Here is a 14,913-nt window from a genome sequence, read left to right as displayed (position 1 = left end):
CGATCTGGTGGCCGGCGCGGCGAAAGGAGGGCTCCTGGCGCACTTGGCTCATCTGGTGGCGGCACACCCCGTGGCCGCCATCGTGGCCGGCGCCGCGACGGCGGCGGCCGGCGCGACCGTCACGGCGGTGGTCTGGCCGACGGCGCAACCGCAGCCCCGCCCGACGGCGATGGCACAGGCCTCCCCGGTCGCCTCGCCCCGGCCGAGCGCACCCTCGTCGGCCCCTGCATCGAAACCACGGACATCGCCGTCCGCGGTCGACCGGCCGGTGACGACCGGCTGGCTGTCCTTGGAACCCACTAGCGCACCCGGTTCGTACATCACCATCGCCAGCGGCGACGTCGGCATCGTGCAGCCCTTGACCACTTCCAGCGCGGTCACCGCGCGGCAACGGGCCACCTTCGAAGCGGTCGCCGGACTGCATGACCCGGGATGCTTCTCCTTCCGGTCCGCCGACGGCCGCTACCTCCGTCACGCATCCTGGCGGCTCCGGCTGAACAAGGACGAAGGCACGGCGCTGTACCAAGCCGACGCCACGTTTTGCGTCCGGCCGGGCCCGATGGCCGGGACCGTGCTGCTGGAGTCGTCGAACTACCCCGGCTCGTTCCTGCATCTACGGGGTACGGAGGTCTGGCTCGACCACTCCGACGGCAGCGCGGCCTTCCTCTCCGCGGCGGCGTTCCGGCCACGGGCGCCGCTGGCGCGCTGACCTCCCGGGCCGGACGGGTTGACGGCGATACCCAGACTTTGATGATCGCTTTCGCGGACGCCGAGCCGAGCATGATCCGCTCCGCTAGCCTGAGCTCGGGTGGCTTGATCGCGAAGGGGAACAACAGCATGAACATGGCCGGTCCCGGCGGTCCCACGATCGTCACGCTGGAGGGTGATCTGGACTTCGCGTCGTGGAGAGAAGCCCGTGACCGGATCGCTGAGGCGGTTCAGACTGGCGATGAGGTCCTGGTGGACATGAGTGGAGTCCCCTTCATGGACTCCGCCGGGATTGCCGTGCTCGTGCACAGCCGCCGGCAGGCGCACCGGTCCGGTGGAACGCTGCACGTCACGAACGCGCAACCACAGGTCCGTCGGGTTCTGCAGGTCATGGGGCTTCTGGACTTGCTGCACGCGTAGTCGGTCGGCGAACCGCAAACAAACGAGCGGACCGTACGCCGTGGCGGTTGTCCTTGTCGCTCGAAAGCGTGCTGCCCGCATGGGGCCGTTGTGTCCGGCAAGTTCCCCGGCCCATATTGCTCGTAAGGGCTGTTCTCCCAGGTCAGAGCGGTTGTTCGACCGGGTCGCAGTTAGGCCCTGGGGGAGGAACCGCCATGGAGAGTGCTGAGCACGCCTGGATCGGCGATCAACTGACTCTGTCGTTCGAAGACGGCAAGCAGAAGGCGGCCGGCTTGGGTTTGCACATCAGGCTGGCCGGATCCTTCCAGTACGGCCCGACCATCACGTACGGGCAGGGCATCGCCTTGGGCGGTGACTTCTACGGTGTGGTGGATCAGCCGATCAGCACTGCCGACGATCCGCAGGGCATGTTCCGCCGGGGTTGGCAACAGCTGGCGACGCCGTACATCCCGCACGAGCGCAGTCGAATCCTGGGCATCATGGAGGAGGAGATCAAGCTGGTGATGGCGGCGTTCAACGCCGGCAAGGACCCGTCGAAGGTGTACGAGCAGATCGGCGACCGGTACTCGATCGATTGGGCGTTCGAGACCGTGTTCCGGTATCCGCGGTTGGCGATCAAGAACTTCGATCACTTCGGCGCGAACGCGGTGACGGCGTACACCGTCGGACATGGGGTCGCGTTGGACGAGGCGCGGCTGGCTGCGGACGAGCCCAAAGGTTCGGTTCTGCGCCGGGCTCGGTTGGAGCGGGCGTACGCCATGAACGCTTTCGCCGACCACTTCCTGACCGACCTTTTCTCCACCGGCCATCTTCGTGTGCCGCGCGTGGAGCTGTACGAGAACATCAACGACAAGATCGTCGCGGGCAACCTCTCCCGGACGATGCACAACGAAGACTCGGAGTTCGGTCTCCGGATACGCAATCAGATGGGCGAGACGTGGACCGCCTACGGTGACAAGCGGTTGCTGGACAAGGTGAGTGCGGACAACCGGCAGCATGTCACCGTAGCCGCGCAGATGTCGGCCGACGAGGTGTGGAAGGCTTTCAGTGGTGAACCGGTCCCGGAGTTCGGGGCGCTCAAGCTGATCCCCGATTTCACCTATCTGATCGCCAATCCCGGGGAGAACTTCCGGGCGCTCTTCAAGCTGAACGAGCCGGGCAGCAACCTTCCCTTGCTCCGCAAAGACCTGCACGACCGCCAGTGCCAGAATTACGTCAGTAATTGGAACGCCCGGCAAACGCTGAGCCAGCTCGCCAAGGGTGCGCCCATCCTCTACCAGCCGGTGCGCTGCCTGGACCTGGAGTCCGGCAAGTTCCTCGGCTGGATGAGCGTCTCCAGTGCGGTCGACCCCTACCTGGCGATCGCTCCCGACAAGGCCGCGGCGCACCCGTGCGTGTGGTACTTCTACGGCGAAGATCTGTACTTGCGCAAGGACACCTCGGGCGGCGATCGTTACCTCGGTCTTTCCCCTGGGAGCCGCTCGGGCTGGGGCCTGTGGACGGGCCAGAGCAATCCGATCATCATCAACAAGGACATGACCATCTCCCTGGCGTCGGATCCGAAGCGTCTGCTCTGCGTCGACCGTTGGATCAACGGCTACTGGGGCGGAGCGTGGACCGACGGCACGCCGAACCGGTTCGTGATCCAGATCGACCTTCCGCTGCCGGTACGCATTCCCTGATCCGTTCGGCAGCGAGCGTCTATTCGATGTTCTTGAGGGTGTAGCCGGCCTCGGCGCACTTCTTCTTGAGCACGGCTTCGCCCGGCGCAGTTGCCGCAGCCAGCGACTGGAACTCGGCGAACGTGGTGAACAGCGTGGCACTGGCGGCGGCGTCGCCGAGGCTGTTCAGCGCGGATTTGAGTTCCGGATCGGTGACCTTGCCGGCTGTGTCGTTGAAGGTCGCGGCGGTACTGCTGAAGATCGGCTGAAGGGCGGCGAGGGCCTCTCTCACCGTTGCCTCGTCACCCTTCTGCTCGGCGGCGACGCCGCGGGCTATCTGCGCCTGCGCGGCGGGGCCCAGGGTCGAGTAGGCGGCGTCGGCAGCCGAGCAAGCCGTGGTCGTGTCCATGGTGATAGCGGGAGCCTCGGCTGATGCGGAGGTCGTGACACTCGCCGCCGGGTCGCTCTCGGGTTGGGTCGGTGAGCTACAGGCGCTGAGGCTGGTGACGACCGCGGCGGTGAGGATCAGAAGACGTCGCATGTGTACTCCAGGCGGATTGCGGATTGCTGATGGCGGAGGGGGCCGGGCGAAGCCGGTGGGCCGCCCGACCCTCTCACATCGAGTTCGGGGATGATCAAGACGGGGCGGTGGCGCGGCATTGCGTCACACCGCTCAACGGCGAGCCGGCACCGCCAGCTGGGCGAGCGCCTCGGCGGCCTGCTGGAACTGGCGGCGCCATCGTGCGGCGAGCATCGGTTTGGTCAGCCCGATGACGGTGCCGTCGAACACCTCCGTGTTGCCGATGCGGGTTCCGCCGTTCGCCAGCGCGGCGAAGGTCCACAGGTGGCAGGACCGTACGCCGTTGGCGTCGCCGGACCAGGAGGCGCGCCGGGCGGGCTCGGCGATGGCGACGGTGACATGGTCGGTGGCGGTCCCGGCGGGAAAGCCCAGGCTCAGGGTTTGGTCGAAGGTCGCGCCGGCGATGAACCCGGGCGGCCCGGTCCACTCGGTGGCCTGGTGCAGGGGCGACCAGGACGGCCAGTCGGCCAGGTTGCTCCACAGTGTCCAGACGTCTTGCGGCGTGGCCGGGCTGTCGGCGGTGGCGGTGACGACGAGGGTCCGCCAGCCGGGCCGGGCGACGCCGATGCCATCCAGGCAGAATTGGACATCCTGATGCGTGGCCGGGTCTTGACTCGTCATGCTTGATTTCTCCCGAGGGTCCAGTATCTTGGAATGCGGATACAGTATCTTGTACATGGAGGTGGCTCGTTGTCAACAGATCCAGTCGAAGCCGTCAGTGCGACGTTGGCGGCGAACCTACGGGCGGGCCGGAAGGAGCGGGGCTGGCGGCTGGAGGACCTGGCCGCACGAAGTGGCGTCAGCCGCGGCATGCTCCAGCAGATCGAGACGGGTCAGACCAATCCGAGCATCGCGACAGTGGCCCGCATCTGCGCGACCCTCGGGATCTCCATCGGGCAGCTTGTCGAGCCGCCCGAGGACCTCGGCCGGGTGACGACCGCCGAAGACGTCGACGTCCGGCGAGCGGGACGGGCGAGCGAAGCCCGGCTGCTCATCAACGACGGGCAAGCGCCCTTCGTCGAGCTGTGGGACTTCATCGTGGCACCGAACGACGAGATCAGTTCACACGCCCATCCGGCTGGCACCCGTGAACTGATCCACCTGCACAAGGGAGAGCTGGTCGTGGAGATCGGTGGCGCAACATTCCATGTCGCGGAAGGCGGCTCGATCCGCATCCGGGGCGACCGGGCCCACCTTTACCGAAACCCGTCCGCTGAGCCGGCCCGGCTCACCATGACCGTGGTCTACCTCGGTCACCAGGATCCGCGCTACGCCCAGCCCGCCGCCTGACCGGGGCCGAAAGCCTGGATGTCAGCCGTTGCCGGCCAGCAAGGTACGCAACTCCACCGGCTCCGGCTCGCCCAGCTGTGCGTACAAGTCGAGAGCCTGTCGGGCATGATCATGCGCGGCCGGTGAGCGGTCGACGAGTAAGTGGGCGAGTCCCTCATGGGCGCGAGCCGTCTCGAGCCGGTCGCCGAGGTCGACGGCGAGAGCTAGCGCGGCCTGGTAGTTGCTGGTAGCCGCAGCGCGGTCGCCGGCGTCCGCGGCCACTGCGGCGAGCCCGTTGAGCGATCGGGCTTCGCTGCGGCGGATGCCTGATTCCCGGTAGGTCTCGAGGGCGAGCCGGTAGCAGTGGTGAGCGTCGGCGAGCCGGCCTTGACGCCGATGCACCAGGCCCAGGTTGTTGAGCACGTCCGCTTCGCCCCCGTCGGTGCCCAGGCTTCGGAACACCTCTCGCGCACGAGTCAGCGCGTCCAGCGCCTCGGCGAAATGGCCGGCTTGTTCGTGCAGAGCGCCGAGGCTGTTGAGGGTGACCGCCTGACCGAACCGATCGTCCCGGCCGCGGAACAGCTCCAGCGCGGCAGTGAAACGCCGCAACGCCTCTGCGCCATTGCGACGCTGCTGGTGGACGCTGGCCATGCCATGCTGTGCCCGGGCCTGAGCGGTTTCGTCACCGGCCGCGAGGGCCTGAGCGATGGCCTGACCGAAGAGATCGAGCGCGTCGGCGTAGCCGCCTCGGACGAACGAGAGCCAGCCGAGGTCGGACAGTGCGCGCGACTGCGACAGGTGGTCCCCGGTACGCCGACCGGCCGCCAGCGCCGCGGTATAGGTGGTCCGCGCGTCGATGTCGTAGACGTTGTTGAACAGGTAGCGATACAGGGTGGTCGCGAGATTCGTCGCGTGCGTCGGCCAGTTGTGGTCGGCCGCGAACGCGCAGACAGCCGTGAGGTTGGTCCGTTCGGCATCCAGCCATGCGGTGGCTTCGGTGTCGGTGAAGCGGCGCTCCGATCGTGGAACCTCCGGCCGGCGGTGCTTGCTGTCGGGGTACAGCACATCGATAGCCGCCGCCGCGGTATGCAGATAGAAGTCGAACAGTCGAGTCAGCGCCATCTGCCGGTCGGTCTCGTCGTCGGTCGCGGCACCGGTGGCGCGGGCGTGTTCACGGAGCAGATCGTGGAAGGTATACCGGCCCGGCTCGTGCTGGGTCAGCATGTGGGAATCGAGCAGGTGCTCCAGATCCGCCTCGGCGTCCGTGGGATCCACGTCGGCCAGCGCCGCGGCGGCGTGGGTTTCGACGTCGCGGCCTGGGTGCAGGCCGAGGAGCCGGAACATCCGCTGCTGCGAGGGCGGGAGCTGCTGATAGGACAGGTTGAAGGCGGCAGCGACGCCCCGCTCGCCGGTCGCCAGTTCGGCGAGTCTTCGGCGCTCGTCGCGCAGCCGATCGGCGAGGTACGCGACCGTCCATTGCGGACGATGGTGCAGGCGAGCCGCGGCGATGCGAACGGCCAGCGGCAGGTGGCCGCACAACCGCAGCACGTCACCGGCCGCGGCGTACTCGTTCCGGGCCCGATCACCCACCACGCTGCTGAACAGGGTGATCGCGTCGGACGCGGGCAGCACGTCGAGCGAGAGTGCGTACGCGCCGTCGAGGTCGGTCAACCTGCGACGGCTGGTGATCAGCAGAAGGCTCCGGGTTGCCCCCGGAAGCAGCGGCCGAACGTGCTCGGCATCGGCGGCGTTGTCCAGCACGACCAAGACTGATCTGTTAGCGAGCTCGGTACGCCATAACGCGGCTCGCTCGGTTTCGCCCAACGGAATGTGGTCCGCCGGTAGGCCAAGTTGACGGAGCAAGACGTGCAAGGCGTCGGACGCCGTCATCATCGCCTGCCCGGCAGTGTGCGCGCGCAGATCGACGAACAGCTGGCCTTCGGCGTACCGGTCGGCGAAGCGGTGCGCGGCGTGCACTACGAGGGTGGTCTTCCCGACGCCGGCCATGCCGTCGACGACGCATACCCGGCTCCCCGGTCCACGCAGGATCCGGTCCAACTCCACCGCACGCCCGGTGAAGTCCGGTACGTCGTACGGCAGGAAGTTCGCACCGCGTACCGGCGCTTTCGCGGGCGGGACCGGCTGATCGCGCAGGATCTCCTGCTCGAGCTGGAGGAAGGACCGCCCCGGATCCAGTCCCTGCTGCTCGGCCAGACTCTCGCGATATCGGCGTCCGGCGGCCAGCGCGTCGGCCTGCCGACCGGACGCGTGCAACGCCCGCATGAGCTGCCCGGCCAGCCGTTCCCGGAGCGGGTACGCCGACACCCAGGCGGCCAGCTCCGCAGTCAGCGCCTCATGGCGGCCCAACGCGAGCTCCACCTCGGCCAGCCGTTCGACCGCGGCCAGCCGACGTTCCTCCAGCCGGGCCCGCGCGCCCGGGGCGTACTCGGCGCTCACCCCGATCAGGGCGTCGCCCGGCCACAACGCGAGCGCCTCCCGCAGCCGGTCGGCGGCCGTCTCGTGGTCAGCCGACTGCTGTGCGGCATCGAGCAGATCGCCGAACTCGGCCAGGTCGAACGCGCCCGGCGGAGGCGAGAGCACATACCCGGCCGTCCGCGTTTCCAGCACGCCGTCCAGGTCAGCCGAGCGCAACACCCGCCGGATCGTCGTCATCGCCGCGTGTATCTGCGAACGCGAAGTGTCCGGCGGCGAATCCGCCCACAATGCGGCCGTCAGCCGCTCAGGGCTGATCACTTTCCCGGCGTGCAGCAGCAGGTACGCCAGGACGGCCCGATGCCGTGGTGCCAATCCGGCCACGGGGCGACCGCTCACGGTGACGTCCACCGGTCCGAGCACCGAGAACCGCGTCGTCACCCCGTCGAACCTCCTCTGACCAGTGTGGAGTCTGCATCGCAAACGCATCGCGGGCGTATCGGCCGACGGTCGCAGGATCTAGGCGTACCGCAGATCCCCGTTAAGGAGAAGGTCATGACCGCAGTTCGCGTACACCATTATGCCGTCGACCCGGCCGGACTCGAGCAGTTGCTGGCCCGCCGGACCGAGCTGATCGCCGGCATCCGGTCCGGCTTCCCCGGCTTGCAGGAGACCCGCCTCACTCGCCTCGACGACGGAACCTACCAGGACGTGTGGCGGTGGGAGACCGCCGAGCTGCGCGATGCCGCCATCGCCGCGTCCGCGGCCTTCCCGCCGGTCGCCCAGACCCTCGCCCTCACGCACGACGCCACGGTCCAGAACGGCGACATCATCGACGAGCGATAGCGCCCCGACGACGCTCGCGTCGCTACCTGACAGGCGCGATGCGGGCGTCGTACGCCTCACTCCCACCATGCCGGTCACATTTCATGCGCCGCGCTACGTCATGCCATCAGCTACCCGAACGCAGAATTCTGGAAGGACGGTAACCACCATGCAGAAGCCGACGACGATCGCGGTGGCCGGGGCGACCGGCCGGGTCGGCCGGCACGTCGTGCAGGTGCTCCAGGAACGCGGTCACCGCGTCGTGCCCATGTCTCGTTCGGCGGGCGTGGACGTGGTCACCGGAGACGGCCTCAGGGAGGCGCTGGAAGGCGTCGACGTCGTCATCGACGTGTCCAGCACGCCGTCGCCCGACCAACAGACCGCGACCGAGTTCTTCACCGCCGCCGCCCACCACCTGCACGAGGCCGGTCAGAAGGCCGGTGTACGCCGGATGGTGGTGGTGTCGATCATCGGCATCGACGGCTCCGTCGCCGGGTACAACGCGGCGAAGCTCGCCCACGAACGGGCGGCCCTGGCCGGTCCGATCCCGACGCGGATCCTCCGGGCGGCGCAGTTCCACGAGTTCGTCGAAGAACTCGTCGCCTGGGGTACGCAAGGCGACGTCGCGTACGTGCCGAAGATGCAAACGCAGCTCGTCGCCGCTCGGGCGGTCGCCGAGAAGCTGGTCGACGTCGCCACGGCGAGGGATCCCTTCGTCGTCACGCTGCCGCACCCGGAGATCGCGGGCCCGCGCGCCGAAACCCTGGCGGAGGCGGCCCGCCTGCTCGCCGCCCGGCGTGGCTTTCCCTCGCTGGTGGAGGAAGCCAGCGACGCCGCCAATCCGGACCGTGAGCTGTTCGAGAGCGGCGGCCTGCTCCCCGGACCACACGCCACCCTCGCCGGCCCGGCATACGCGGAGTGGCTCGACCAGACCGCCCGATGAGCGATGCACCCACATCTTGCAAAGGGACCTGACTGATGACGTATGCCGTCCAGCGGCGCGGACTCGCACTGGCGCTTCTCGCCGCAACACAATTCGTCCTCGTGCTCGACGCCTCGATCGTGGGCGTGGCACTGCCGTCGATCGGGACGGACCTGACGGTCGCCCCCGAGAATCTCTCCTGGGTCGCCAACGCCTACACCTTGACGTTCGGCGGGCTGCTCCTGTTGGGCGGGCGGGCCGCGGACCTCTTGGGCCGACGGCGAACGTTCATCACCGGGATGGCCTTGTTCGCGTTGGCGTCGCTGGCCGGCTCGCTGTCGACGAACGCAGCCGTTCTGATCGGCGCACGAGCCGTGCAGGGCGTCGGCGCGGCGATCGTCGCACCCGCCGCGCTTTCCCTGGTCATGACGATCTTCACACCCGATTCCGGGCGCAACATGGCGATGGGAGTCTTCGGCGCGGTGGCCGGGGCGGGCGGCGCCGTCGGTTCGATCCTGGGCGGTGTGCTGACCGAGTGGCTGGGCTGGGAAGCGACGTTGTATGTCAACGTGCCGATCGGTGCCCTGGTCATCGCCCTGGCTCCTAGGCTGCTGCCCGAGGCGTCCGACTCCACGGCTCGCGGCATCGACGTCGCCGGAGCAGTGAGCGCGACCAGTGGCCTGGCCCTTTTGGTCTACGCCTTGGTGGACGCCAACAACGCCGGCTGGGCGTCGGTGCAGACGCTGGTACTCGGCGCGCTCGCGCTGGGCATGTTCGCGCTGTTCGTGTTCGCCGAAGCGCGCTCCGCGCACCCGCTGGTGCCGCTGAGGATATTCCGATCACCGTCGCTACGCGGCGCAAACGTCGCCGCGTTGCTGACCACGATGGCGATGTTCCCGCTGTTCTTCTACCTGACCTTCTACATGCAACAGGTGCTCCATTACGGTCCGATCGGTGCCGGACTGGCACAGTTGCCGCTCGCTTTGTCCATCGCGGTGACGGCAGGCACGGCGTCGTCGGTGATCGCCCGCTTCGGGGTGCGTACGCCGATGGTGGCGGGTCTGCTGATCACCGCCGCCGGCCTCGGCTGGTTCTCCCGGATGTCCGCCGACGGCGGCTTCCTGACCGACGTCCTCGGCCCGACGCTCGTCATCGGCGTGGGCAGCGGCCTCGCGTTCGTCACGACCACGGTCGGTGCGACCTCCGGCATCTCGGCCGAGCAGGCGGGGCTGGCCTCCGGCCTGTTCACCACGTCTCAGCAAGTCGGTGGTTCCCTCGGCCTCGCGGTGGTCGTGGCCGTCGCCACCGCAGGCACCGCAGTCGCCCTCGACGGAGGCGAACGCGTCATGGCGATGGCGCTCACCCATGGCTACCAGGCCGGGATGCTCACCGCCGCCGCGATCGCACTGCTGGCCGGCCTCATCGCCGCCGTCGTCATGCCGAGCCGGGCGGCGGCGCGCATCGATCGCGCCGACCCGGAACCGGCCACCTCACCGGTCACGATCTGATTCGGCGACCCCTACAGCGAAGAAAGGCTGTACGTCATGAAACTCGCAAGCGTCGTCTTGCTGGCCGCGGCACTGATCGTGGTGCCGTCGAGTGCCCGCGCGGAGCCGGGCAACTGGACACCCGCGTGGGCGACCGCGGTCCAGCAGCCGTCGGCCGACGTCTGGTACCCGACCTGGGCGGAGCACGGCTTCGCGAACCACACCGTCCGCCAAGTGGTACGCCTGACGGTCGGCGGTTCCGAGATCCGGATCCGGCTGGCCAACACCTACGGCACCAGCTCGCTGCGGTTGAGCGGCGCGAGCGTGGGCAAGACCAGCTCGGGCGCTGCCGTGCAGCCTTACACGATGCGCTCGCTGACCTTCGCCCACTCGGCCGGCGCGACACTTCCCGCCGGGGGACAGGCCGTCAGCGATCCCGTCCGGCTTACCGTCAGGGCGGCAGAGCAGCTGACGGTGACCCTGTATTTCCAGGACGCCACCGGTCCCGCCACCTACCACAATCTCGCCCAGGCCACCTCCTACCGTGCCGCTGGCGACCACACCCGCGACGCCGACGCCGCCGCATTCACCGAGACCAACAGCTCCTGGTTCTACCTCTCCGGTGTGGACGTCCACGGCGGCGGTGCCGCGGTAGCCGCGTTCGGCGACTCCATCACCGACGGATACGGCGCCGCCCAGGACGCCGACGACCGCTACCCCGACGCGCTGGCCCGGCGACTGAACGGGCGGAGGCCGGTGCTCAACCTCGGCATCGCGGGCAACCGGCTGCTCAACGACTCCGCATGTCTCGGCGAACGAGGACTGACCCGCATCCGCCGGGAGGTGTTCGACCAACCTCATGTCACGACGGTGATCGTGCTGGAGGGCATCAACGACATCCTCCTCGGTCGGCAAGAGCCCAGTCCCTGTACGCAACCCGCAGTCCTGGTCAGCGCCGCCGACTTGATCGCTGGATACCAACTGCTCATCCGCGCTGCCCACTGCCGGCACATCAGGATCATCGGCGGCACCCTCTTGCCGATCGGGGGCTACCAAGGCACGTCCGACGAGATCGAGCAGATCCGCCAGACGGTCAACGAATGGATCCGCACGAGCCACGAGTTCGACGCGGTCGTCGACTTCGAACACGCCGTCGCCGATCCCACCGACCCCCAGCGGATCCGGCCCGCCTTCGACAGTGGGGACCACCTGCATCCCAACCCCGCCGGGTACCAGGCGATGGCCGACGCGATCGACCCGGCCACGCTGTAACCGGCGGCGTCCGACGTGCCGACCAGCCCGACGGTCAGGGCTGGTCGGCGTCGGGCTGCCCGGCGAAAAGGTCGATCCCCTTGCGCCACGTGGTGTCGAGGTCGGCGCTGCCCGGGAAACGGTGATTCAACTCGAGGATCACCATCCCGTGCGCGAAGGCCCAAATGGCCCTCGCCTGTTCGTGGTCGCCTCCGGTCGCGTGGAGCAGCGGCAGCGCGGCGGCCTCCTCGACACCCGGAGCCAGCAGATCGTGGCGCAGCGCCCGTTCGGTCATCAATCGATACAGGTTGGGTTGACGACGTGCGAAATCGCGGTACGCAGAGGTCAGCGCGAGGATCGGGTTGGCCGCTCCCTGGACGGCCCGGGCGAACAGCTCGGCCTGCTCCTCGAAGCCCACCGAGATCAACGCGGCCTCCAGCGCGTCCTTGTCGCGCAGGTGTTCGTAGATCGACGAGGCGCGTATCCCGATCTGGTCACCGAGGCGACGCATCGAGAGCGCCGCCGGGCCTTCGCGCTCCAAAAGCTCCCGCGCGACTTGCACGATCTCCCGCGCGCGAGGCGTGAGTCCGTCAAGCACTCGGGTCGCCTGCATCTGGATCACCTCTTCCTTGCGTACCCTAACGGTGTTAGGGTACGCGCCGAACACCGTTAGGCACCGTCCGGGCTGTCACCCGGGTTGAATCAGAAGCGGAGCATGGGTTGACGAAGACGGACGTCGCGTACTGCCTGGCCAAGATCGGCCAGGCGGAACCGGACTGGAAAACCCTCGTGGTCGAGGGATCACGGAGTTCTGCCGTGCCGGTCGAACAGTTGTGGGCGACGTGGATCGATCTGGAGAGCTGGCCGTCCTGGTCGCCGATTCATCGATCAGTGAAGCTCGTCGACGCGAGGCCATTGTCGGTCGGCAGCTCGTTCGACCAGGAGCTGGAACTCGGCTTTCCGGTTGGCGTCCAGCATGAGCGCGCGAGGTTCGACGAGTTCGAGCCGCAGGCCCGCGCATCGTGGTCGGGCGACAAGAACGGCGTACGCAGCTGTCATGTCTGGCGGTTCGAGCCGACTCCCGGCGGTGGAACTCATGTGCACAACGTCGAGATCTTCGTCGGAACCACGATCGGACTGGTCAAGTCCCTCGTCGCGAAGCGGTGGAACGGCCTGTTCCAGGCCGCTGTCGACGGTTTGATCGCGGCGGCGGGAGCGGATCGAGGCCAGCGGACGTGAGGGTCGACAGCGGCCGAGCAGTCCCGCCGGCGCACGCAACGACAGCCCCGGACTCGCTGAGCGCCTCCGCGCCACGGTTCCTGGTCGAGATCATCGCCTGGGTCGCCGCTCCCTGGGCGCTCGCGGCCCATTCCATTTGGCTTGCCATCCTGGCCGACGTCCTGCTGATCGGCCTCCCGACGGTGTTCGGCATGCCGGGAGCCAAGAAACAGAAAAACCCCGTCTCCATCCCAGCCGTGCCGGCGATCGCCCTCGAATTGCTCCAGCCGCTCGCCGCTTGCGTGGCGGCGTTCGCGGCCTGGCCGACCGCCATCGCGTGGGTGGTGGCGGTGGCGTCTGTCGCGGCCTGCGTACTCCAGCTCCGGCGCTGGCACTGGATGCTCACCCGCTGACGCGTGATCAGCCGGGCCATGACCGCGACGGCGGTGCGGGCGAGTACCGCCCCACCGCCGTTTCGTGCGTCAGCCCGCCACGCTGAAGGAAAGGCCGGCTGCGGTTTCGCTGAGGCCCGCGGCGGAGCCGATGGATATACCGTCGGCGGTACTTCCCGCCGCGATCAGGGGAGCGACTGCGGTGGTGCGGCCGGTGAGATCGATGACGCGGATCTCGGACTCGGTACGGTCGGCAGCCCAGTGCCGGGTCAGGAGGTGGTCGTCGTCGGCCCAGCCCACGAGTTCGGTGTGGCCTTGGACGGCGATCGTCCGCTCGACCGCGCCGGTATCGGCCGACACGATCTGCATCGCGCCACCGCCAAGGTCGTGCAGCGCGATCCGGCTACGGTCCGGTGAGAATGCATCGGCCGAGCGCAATTCGGCGGTCGCCGGGAGGGTGCGGGCGAGCTCGCCTGCGATGGTGTAGAAGCGTATCCCGGTGACCATGTCCGCCTGCGTTTCGCCGTTCGCGTCGCTGAGGGTCTGTGCGACCTCGCCGCTGTCTCGCCCCCACACGAAGTCGAGCCCGGTGCTGTTGCCGACGGCGAAATTCACGGGGACGAACGTGGCCTTCAGCGTGGTGGCGCTGACGATCGCGAACCCCCGCTGGTCCACCCGCGTACGCTCGGTGAACAGGATCGCCGATCCGTCGGGCGACCAGGCGCCCGGTCCGGTGTAGGTCGCTATCCAGCGCACCTCGCCGGTGACCGGATCGAGAATGCCACTGCGTAGGGGACTCTGCGGTGTGTCCTCGCCAGTGCGGACGAGCACCCGTTGGCCGTCGGGCGACGGCACCGCGCTCAGGTACGGCAGTTCTGCGTACGCCCCGGTGACTTTGTTCAACAGCAACGACTTCGGCGTCCCCGTCGACGTTCCACTGTAGGCGGTGACGACGAGCGGGCTGTTCTGGAACCCGGTCGGCAGCGTCGGCTTCTTGTCGGCACCGTGCAACGCGATCGGTGTCGCAACTGCGGCGAGCACCACGGCCGCTCCGACGGCGAGCAGCGTACGCCGCCGCCGTTGCCGCCGCGCCAGGCGTAGCGCCGCCGGGCCGAGTCCAACCGGTGCCGGTTCGTCGGCGATCTGGGCGAACGCGTCCCGCAGAACGCGATCGGTAGCAGTGTTCATCTGCGGATCTCCTGTAGGGCAAGGCTGTCCAGGTCCGGGCAGAGGGTTCGCAGCCGGTCGAGCGCTCGGACGACCTGACTGCGTACCGTCGCCGGTTTGCAGCCGAGAATCTGACCGATCTCCTCATCCGGCAGGTCCTCGAAGTAGCGCAACACGAGCACCGCGCGATACTTCGGCGCGAGCCGGCGTAGCGCGTCGTGGAGGGCGAGATTGAGGTCGACCTGCGCGGTGACGTCTGGCCCGGTCCCGTGATCGGGAACCTGATCGGTGCTGAACTCGCGAGACCACCCCGGCCGGCGCCACGAACTGACCTGCTGGCGATACATGGCACGGCGCAGGTACGCCTCCGGCGAGCTCTCGATGTTCTTCCAGTGCCGCACCGCCTTCGCCAGCACGGTCTGCAAGAGGTCCTCGGCTTGCTGGCGGTGGCCGGTGAGAGCTAACGCACTGCGGAACAGGCTGTGCGACCGAGTCTCCACGAAGGCCACGAAATCCCGTTCCGTGTCAGCGTCCAATTGATCTCCTTGGCATACCGGAACAGACGCATCACGTCGCTCGC

The 14,913-nt window shown here is 68.3% G+C and carries 16 protein-coding genes; 10 read left to right on the top strand and 6 right to left on the bottom strand.

Going from position 1 to position 14,913, the window contains the following annotated elements:
- From HOV77_RS21985 to HOV77_RS21975, 3 genes are all read left to right on the top strand, one after another.
- A partial coding sequence (locus HOV77_RS21985) for an AbfB domain-containing protein (protein WP_290864536.1) occupies nt 1-709 on the top strand: 709 nt, incomplete at its 5' end.
- A 41-nt stretch (nt 710-750) separates the two neighbouring features.
- Nucleotides 751-1,128, top strand: coding sequence for an STAS domain-containing protein (locus HOV77_RS21980; protein ID WP_290864534.1), 378 nt, complete (start codon nt 751-753; stop codon nt 1,126-1,128).
- Between the two features lie 194 nt (nt 1,129-1,322).
- Nucleotides 1,323-2,810, top strand: a complete 1,488-nt coding sequence (locus HOV77_RS21975) for a hypothetical protein (protein ID WP_290864531.1) — start codon at nt 1,323-1,325, stop codon at nt 2,808-2,810.
- A gap of 19 nt (nt 2,811-2,829) precedes the next feature.
- Here the strand turns inward: HOV77_RS21975 and HOV77_RS21970 are convergent, their stop codons facing one another.
- Both HOV77_RS21970 and HOV77_RS21965 read right to left on the bottom strand, forming a co-directional pair.
- Nucleotides 2,830-3,198: a hypothetical protein gene (locus HOV77_RS21970; protein WP_290864529.1), complete on the bottom strand. Its 369-nt coding sequence runs from the start codon at nt 3,196-3,198 to the stop codon at nt 2,830-2,832.
- 264 nt (nt 3,199-3,462) lie between these two features.
- A complete protein-coding gene (locus HOV77_RS21965) occupies nt 3,463-3,990 on the bottom strand; it encodes an SRPBCC family protein (protein WP_290864527.1) in 528 nt (175 codons plus the stop codon).
- Between the two features lie 69 nt (nt 3,991-4,059).
- Here HOV77_RS21965 and HOV77_RS21960 point away from each other — a divergent pair, with 69 nt between their 5' ends.
- Nucleotides 4,060-4,659, top strand: a complete 600-nt coding sequence (locus tag HOV77_RS21960; protein ID WP_290864525.1) for an XRE family transcriptional regulator — start codon at nt 4,060-4,062, stop codon at nt 4,657-4,659.
- A gap of 21 nt (nt 4,660-4,680) precedes the next feature.
- Here the strand turns inward: HOV77_RS21960 and HOV77_RS21955 are convergent, their stop codons facing one another.
- On the bottom strand, nt 4,681-7,512 hold the full coding sequence (locus tag HOV77_RS21955) for an AfsR/SARP family transcriptional regulator (protein ID WP_290864523.1): 2,832 nt from the start codon (nt 7,510-7,512) through the stop codon (nt 4,681-4,683).
- 114 nt (nt 7,513-7,626) lie between these two features.
- Here HOV77_RS21955 and HOV77_RS21950 point away from each other — a divergent pair, with 114 nt between their 5' ends.
- The 4 genes from HOV77_RS21950 to HOV77_RS21935 all read left to right on the top strand — a co-directional run bounded on the left by HOV77_RS21950 (nt 7,627) and on the right by HOV77_RS21935 (nt 11,577).
- Nucleotides 7,627-7,917 (top strand): hypothetical protein, encoded by a 291-nt coding sequence (locus HOV77_RS21950; protein ID WP_290864521.1) that lies wholly within the window; start codon nt 7,627-7,629, stop codon nt 7,915-7,917.
- Nucleotides 7,918-8,065: 148 nt separating this feature from the next.
- The gene (locus tag HOV77_RS21945; protein WP_290864519.1) at nt 8,066-8,839 is read left to right on the top strand and encodes an NAD(P)H-binding protein; all 774 of its coding nucleotides are present in this window, start codon (nt 8,066-8,068) and stop codon (nt 8,837-8,839) included.
- Nucleotides 8,840-8,874: 35 nt separating this feature from the next.
- Entirely contained in the window at nt 8,875-10,326 is a 1,452-nt protein-coding gene (locus tag HOV77_RS21940; RefSeq protein ID WP_290864518.1) for a DHA2 family efflux MFS transporter permease subunit, read from the top strand.
- A gap of 36 nt (nt 10,327-10,362) precedes the next feature.
- Complete coding sequence (locus tag HOV77_RS21935) at nt 10,363-11,577, top strand: SGNH/GDSL hydrolase family protein (protein ID WP_290864516.1); 1,215 nt, start codon at nt 10,363-10,365, stop codon at nt 11,575-11,577.
- Nucleotides 11,578-11,611: 34 nt separating this feature from the next.
- On the opposite strand, the gene HOV77_RS21930 is transcribed toward HOV77_RS21935, so the two are convergent.
- Nucleotides 11,612-12,169, bottom strand: a complete 558-nt coding sequence (locus HOV77_RS21930) for a TetR/AcrR family transcriptional regulator (protein ID WP_290864514.1) — start codon at nt 12,167-12,169, stop codon at nt 11,612-11,614.
- A 107-nt stretch (nt 12,170-12,276) separates the two neighbouring features.
- Between HOV77_RS21930 and HOV77_RS21925 the strand changes: the two genes are divergently transcribed.
- Together HOV77_RS21925 and HOV77_RS21920 are read left to right on the top strand one after the other, a co-directional pair.
- Nucleotides 12,277-12,795: an SRPBCC family protein gene (locus HOV77_RS21925; protein ID WP_290864512.1), complete on the top strand. Its 519-nt coding sequence runs from the start codon at nt 12,277-12,279 to the stop codon at nt 12,793-12,795.
- Nucleotides 12,792-13,187 (top strand): hypothetical protein, encoded by a 396-nt coding sequence (locus HOV77_RS21920; protein WP_290864510.1) that lies wholly within the window; start codon nt 12,792-12,794, stop codon nt 13,185-13,187. Before HOV77_RS21925 ends, HOV77_RS21920 begins: the two co-directional genes overlap by 4 nt.
- A gap of 69 nt (nt 13,188-13,256) precedes the next feature.
- Here HOV77_RS21920 and HOV77_RS21915 read toward each other — a convergent pair whose 3' ends face one another.
- Nucleotides 13,257-14,354 (bottom strand): hypothetical protein, encoded by a 1,098-nt coding sequence (locus HOV77_RS21915; RefSeq protein WP_290864508.1) that lies wholly within the window; start codon nt 14,352-14,354, stop codon nt 13,257-13,259.
- The gene (locus tag HOV77_RS21910) at nt 14,351-14,869 is read right to left on the bottom strand and encodes a SigE family RNA polymerase sigma factor (protein WP_290864506.1); all 519 of its coding nucleotides are present in this window, start codon (nt 14,867-14,869) and stop codon (nt 14,351-14,353) included. The genes HOV77_RS21915 and HOV77_RS21910 overlap by 4 nt, the downstream gene beginning before the upstream one ends.
- Nucleotides 14,870-14,913 lie beyond the last annotated feature (44 nt).

Origin of the sequence: Hamadaea sp. (genome assembly GCF_013362815.1) — a bacterium.
GTDB lineage: Bacteria > Actinomycetota > Actinomycetes > Mycobacteriales > Micromonosporaceae > Hamadaea.
Note: the sequence above shows the minus strand (reverse complement) of the source record. Positions and strands in the feature narration are given on the sequence as shown.

What these genes read in the sequence shown, in the direction of transcription:
- HOV77_RS21975 (WP_290864531.1), top strand. Translation starts at nt 1,323, where the DNA reads ATGGAGAGTGCTGAGCACGCCTGGATCGGCGATCAACTGACTCTGTCG.
- HOV77_RS21945 (WP_290864519.1), top strand. Translation starts at nt 8,066, where the DNA reads ATGCAGAAGCCGACGACGATCGCGGTGGCCGGGGCGACCGGCCGGGTC.
- HOV77_RS21980 (WP_290864534.1), top strand. Translation starts at nt 751, where the DNA reads ATGATCGCTTTCGCGGACGCCGAGCCGAGCATGATCCGCTCCGCTAGC.
- HOV77_RS21950 (WP_290864521.1), top strand. Translation starts at nt 7,627, where the DNA reads ATGACCGCAGTTCGCGTACACCATTATGCCGTCGACCCGGCCGGACTC.
- HOV77_RS21970 (WP_290864529.1), bottom strand. Translation starts at nt 3,198, where the DNA reads ATGGACACGACCACGGCTTGCTCGGCTGCCGACGCCGCCTACTCGACC.
- HOV77_RS21935 (WP_290864516.1), top strand. Translation starts at nt 10,363, where the DNA reads ATGAAACTCGCAAGCGTCGTCTTGCTGGCCGCGGCACTGATCGTGGTG.
- HOV77_RS21915 (WP_290864508.1), bottom strand. Translation starts at nt 14,354, where the DNA reads ATGAACACTGCTACCGATCGCGTTCTGCGGGACGCGTTCGCCCAGATC.
- HOV77_RS21965 (WP_290864527.1), bottom strand. Translation starts at nt 3,990, where the DNA reads ATGACGAGTCAAGACCCGGCCACGCATCAGGATGTCCAATTCTGCCTG.
- HOV77_RS21930 (WP_290864514.1), bottom strand. Translation starts at nt 12,169, where the DNA reads ATGCAGGCGACCCGAGTGCTTGACGGACTCACGCCTCGCGCGCGGGAG.
- HOV77_RS21940 (WP_290864518.1), top strand. Translation starts at nt 8,875, where the DNA reads ATGACGTATGCCGTCCAGCGGCGCGGACTCGCACTGGCGCTTCTCGCC.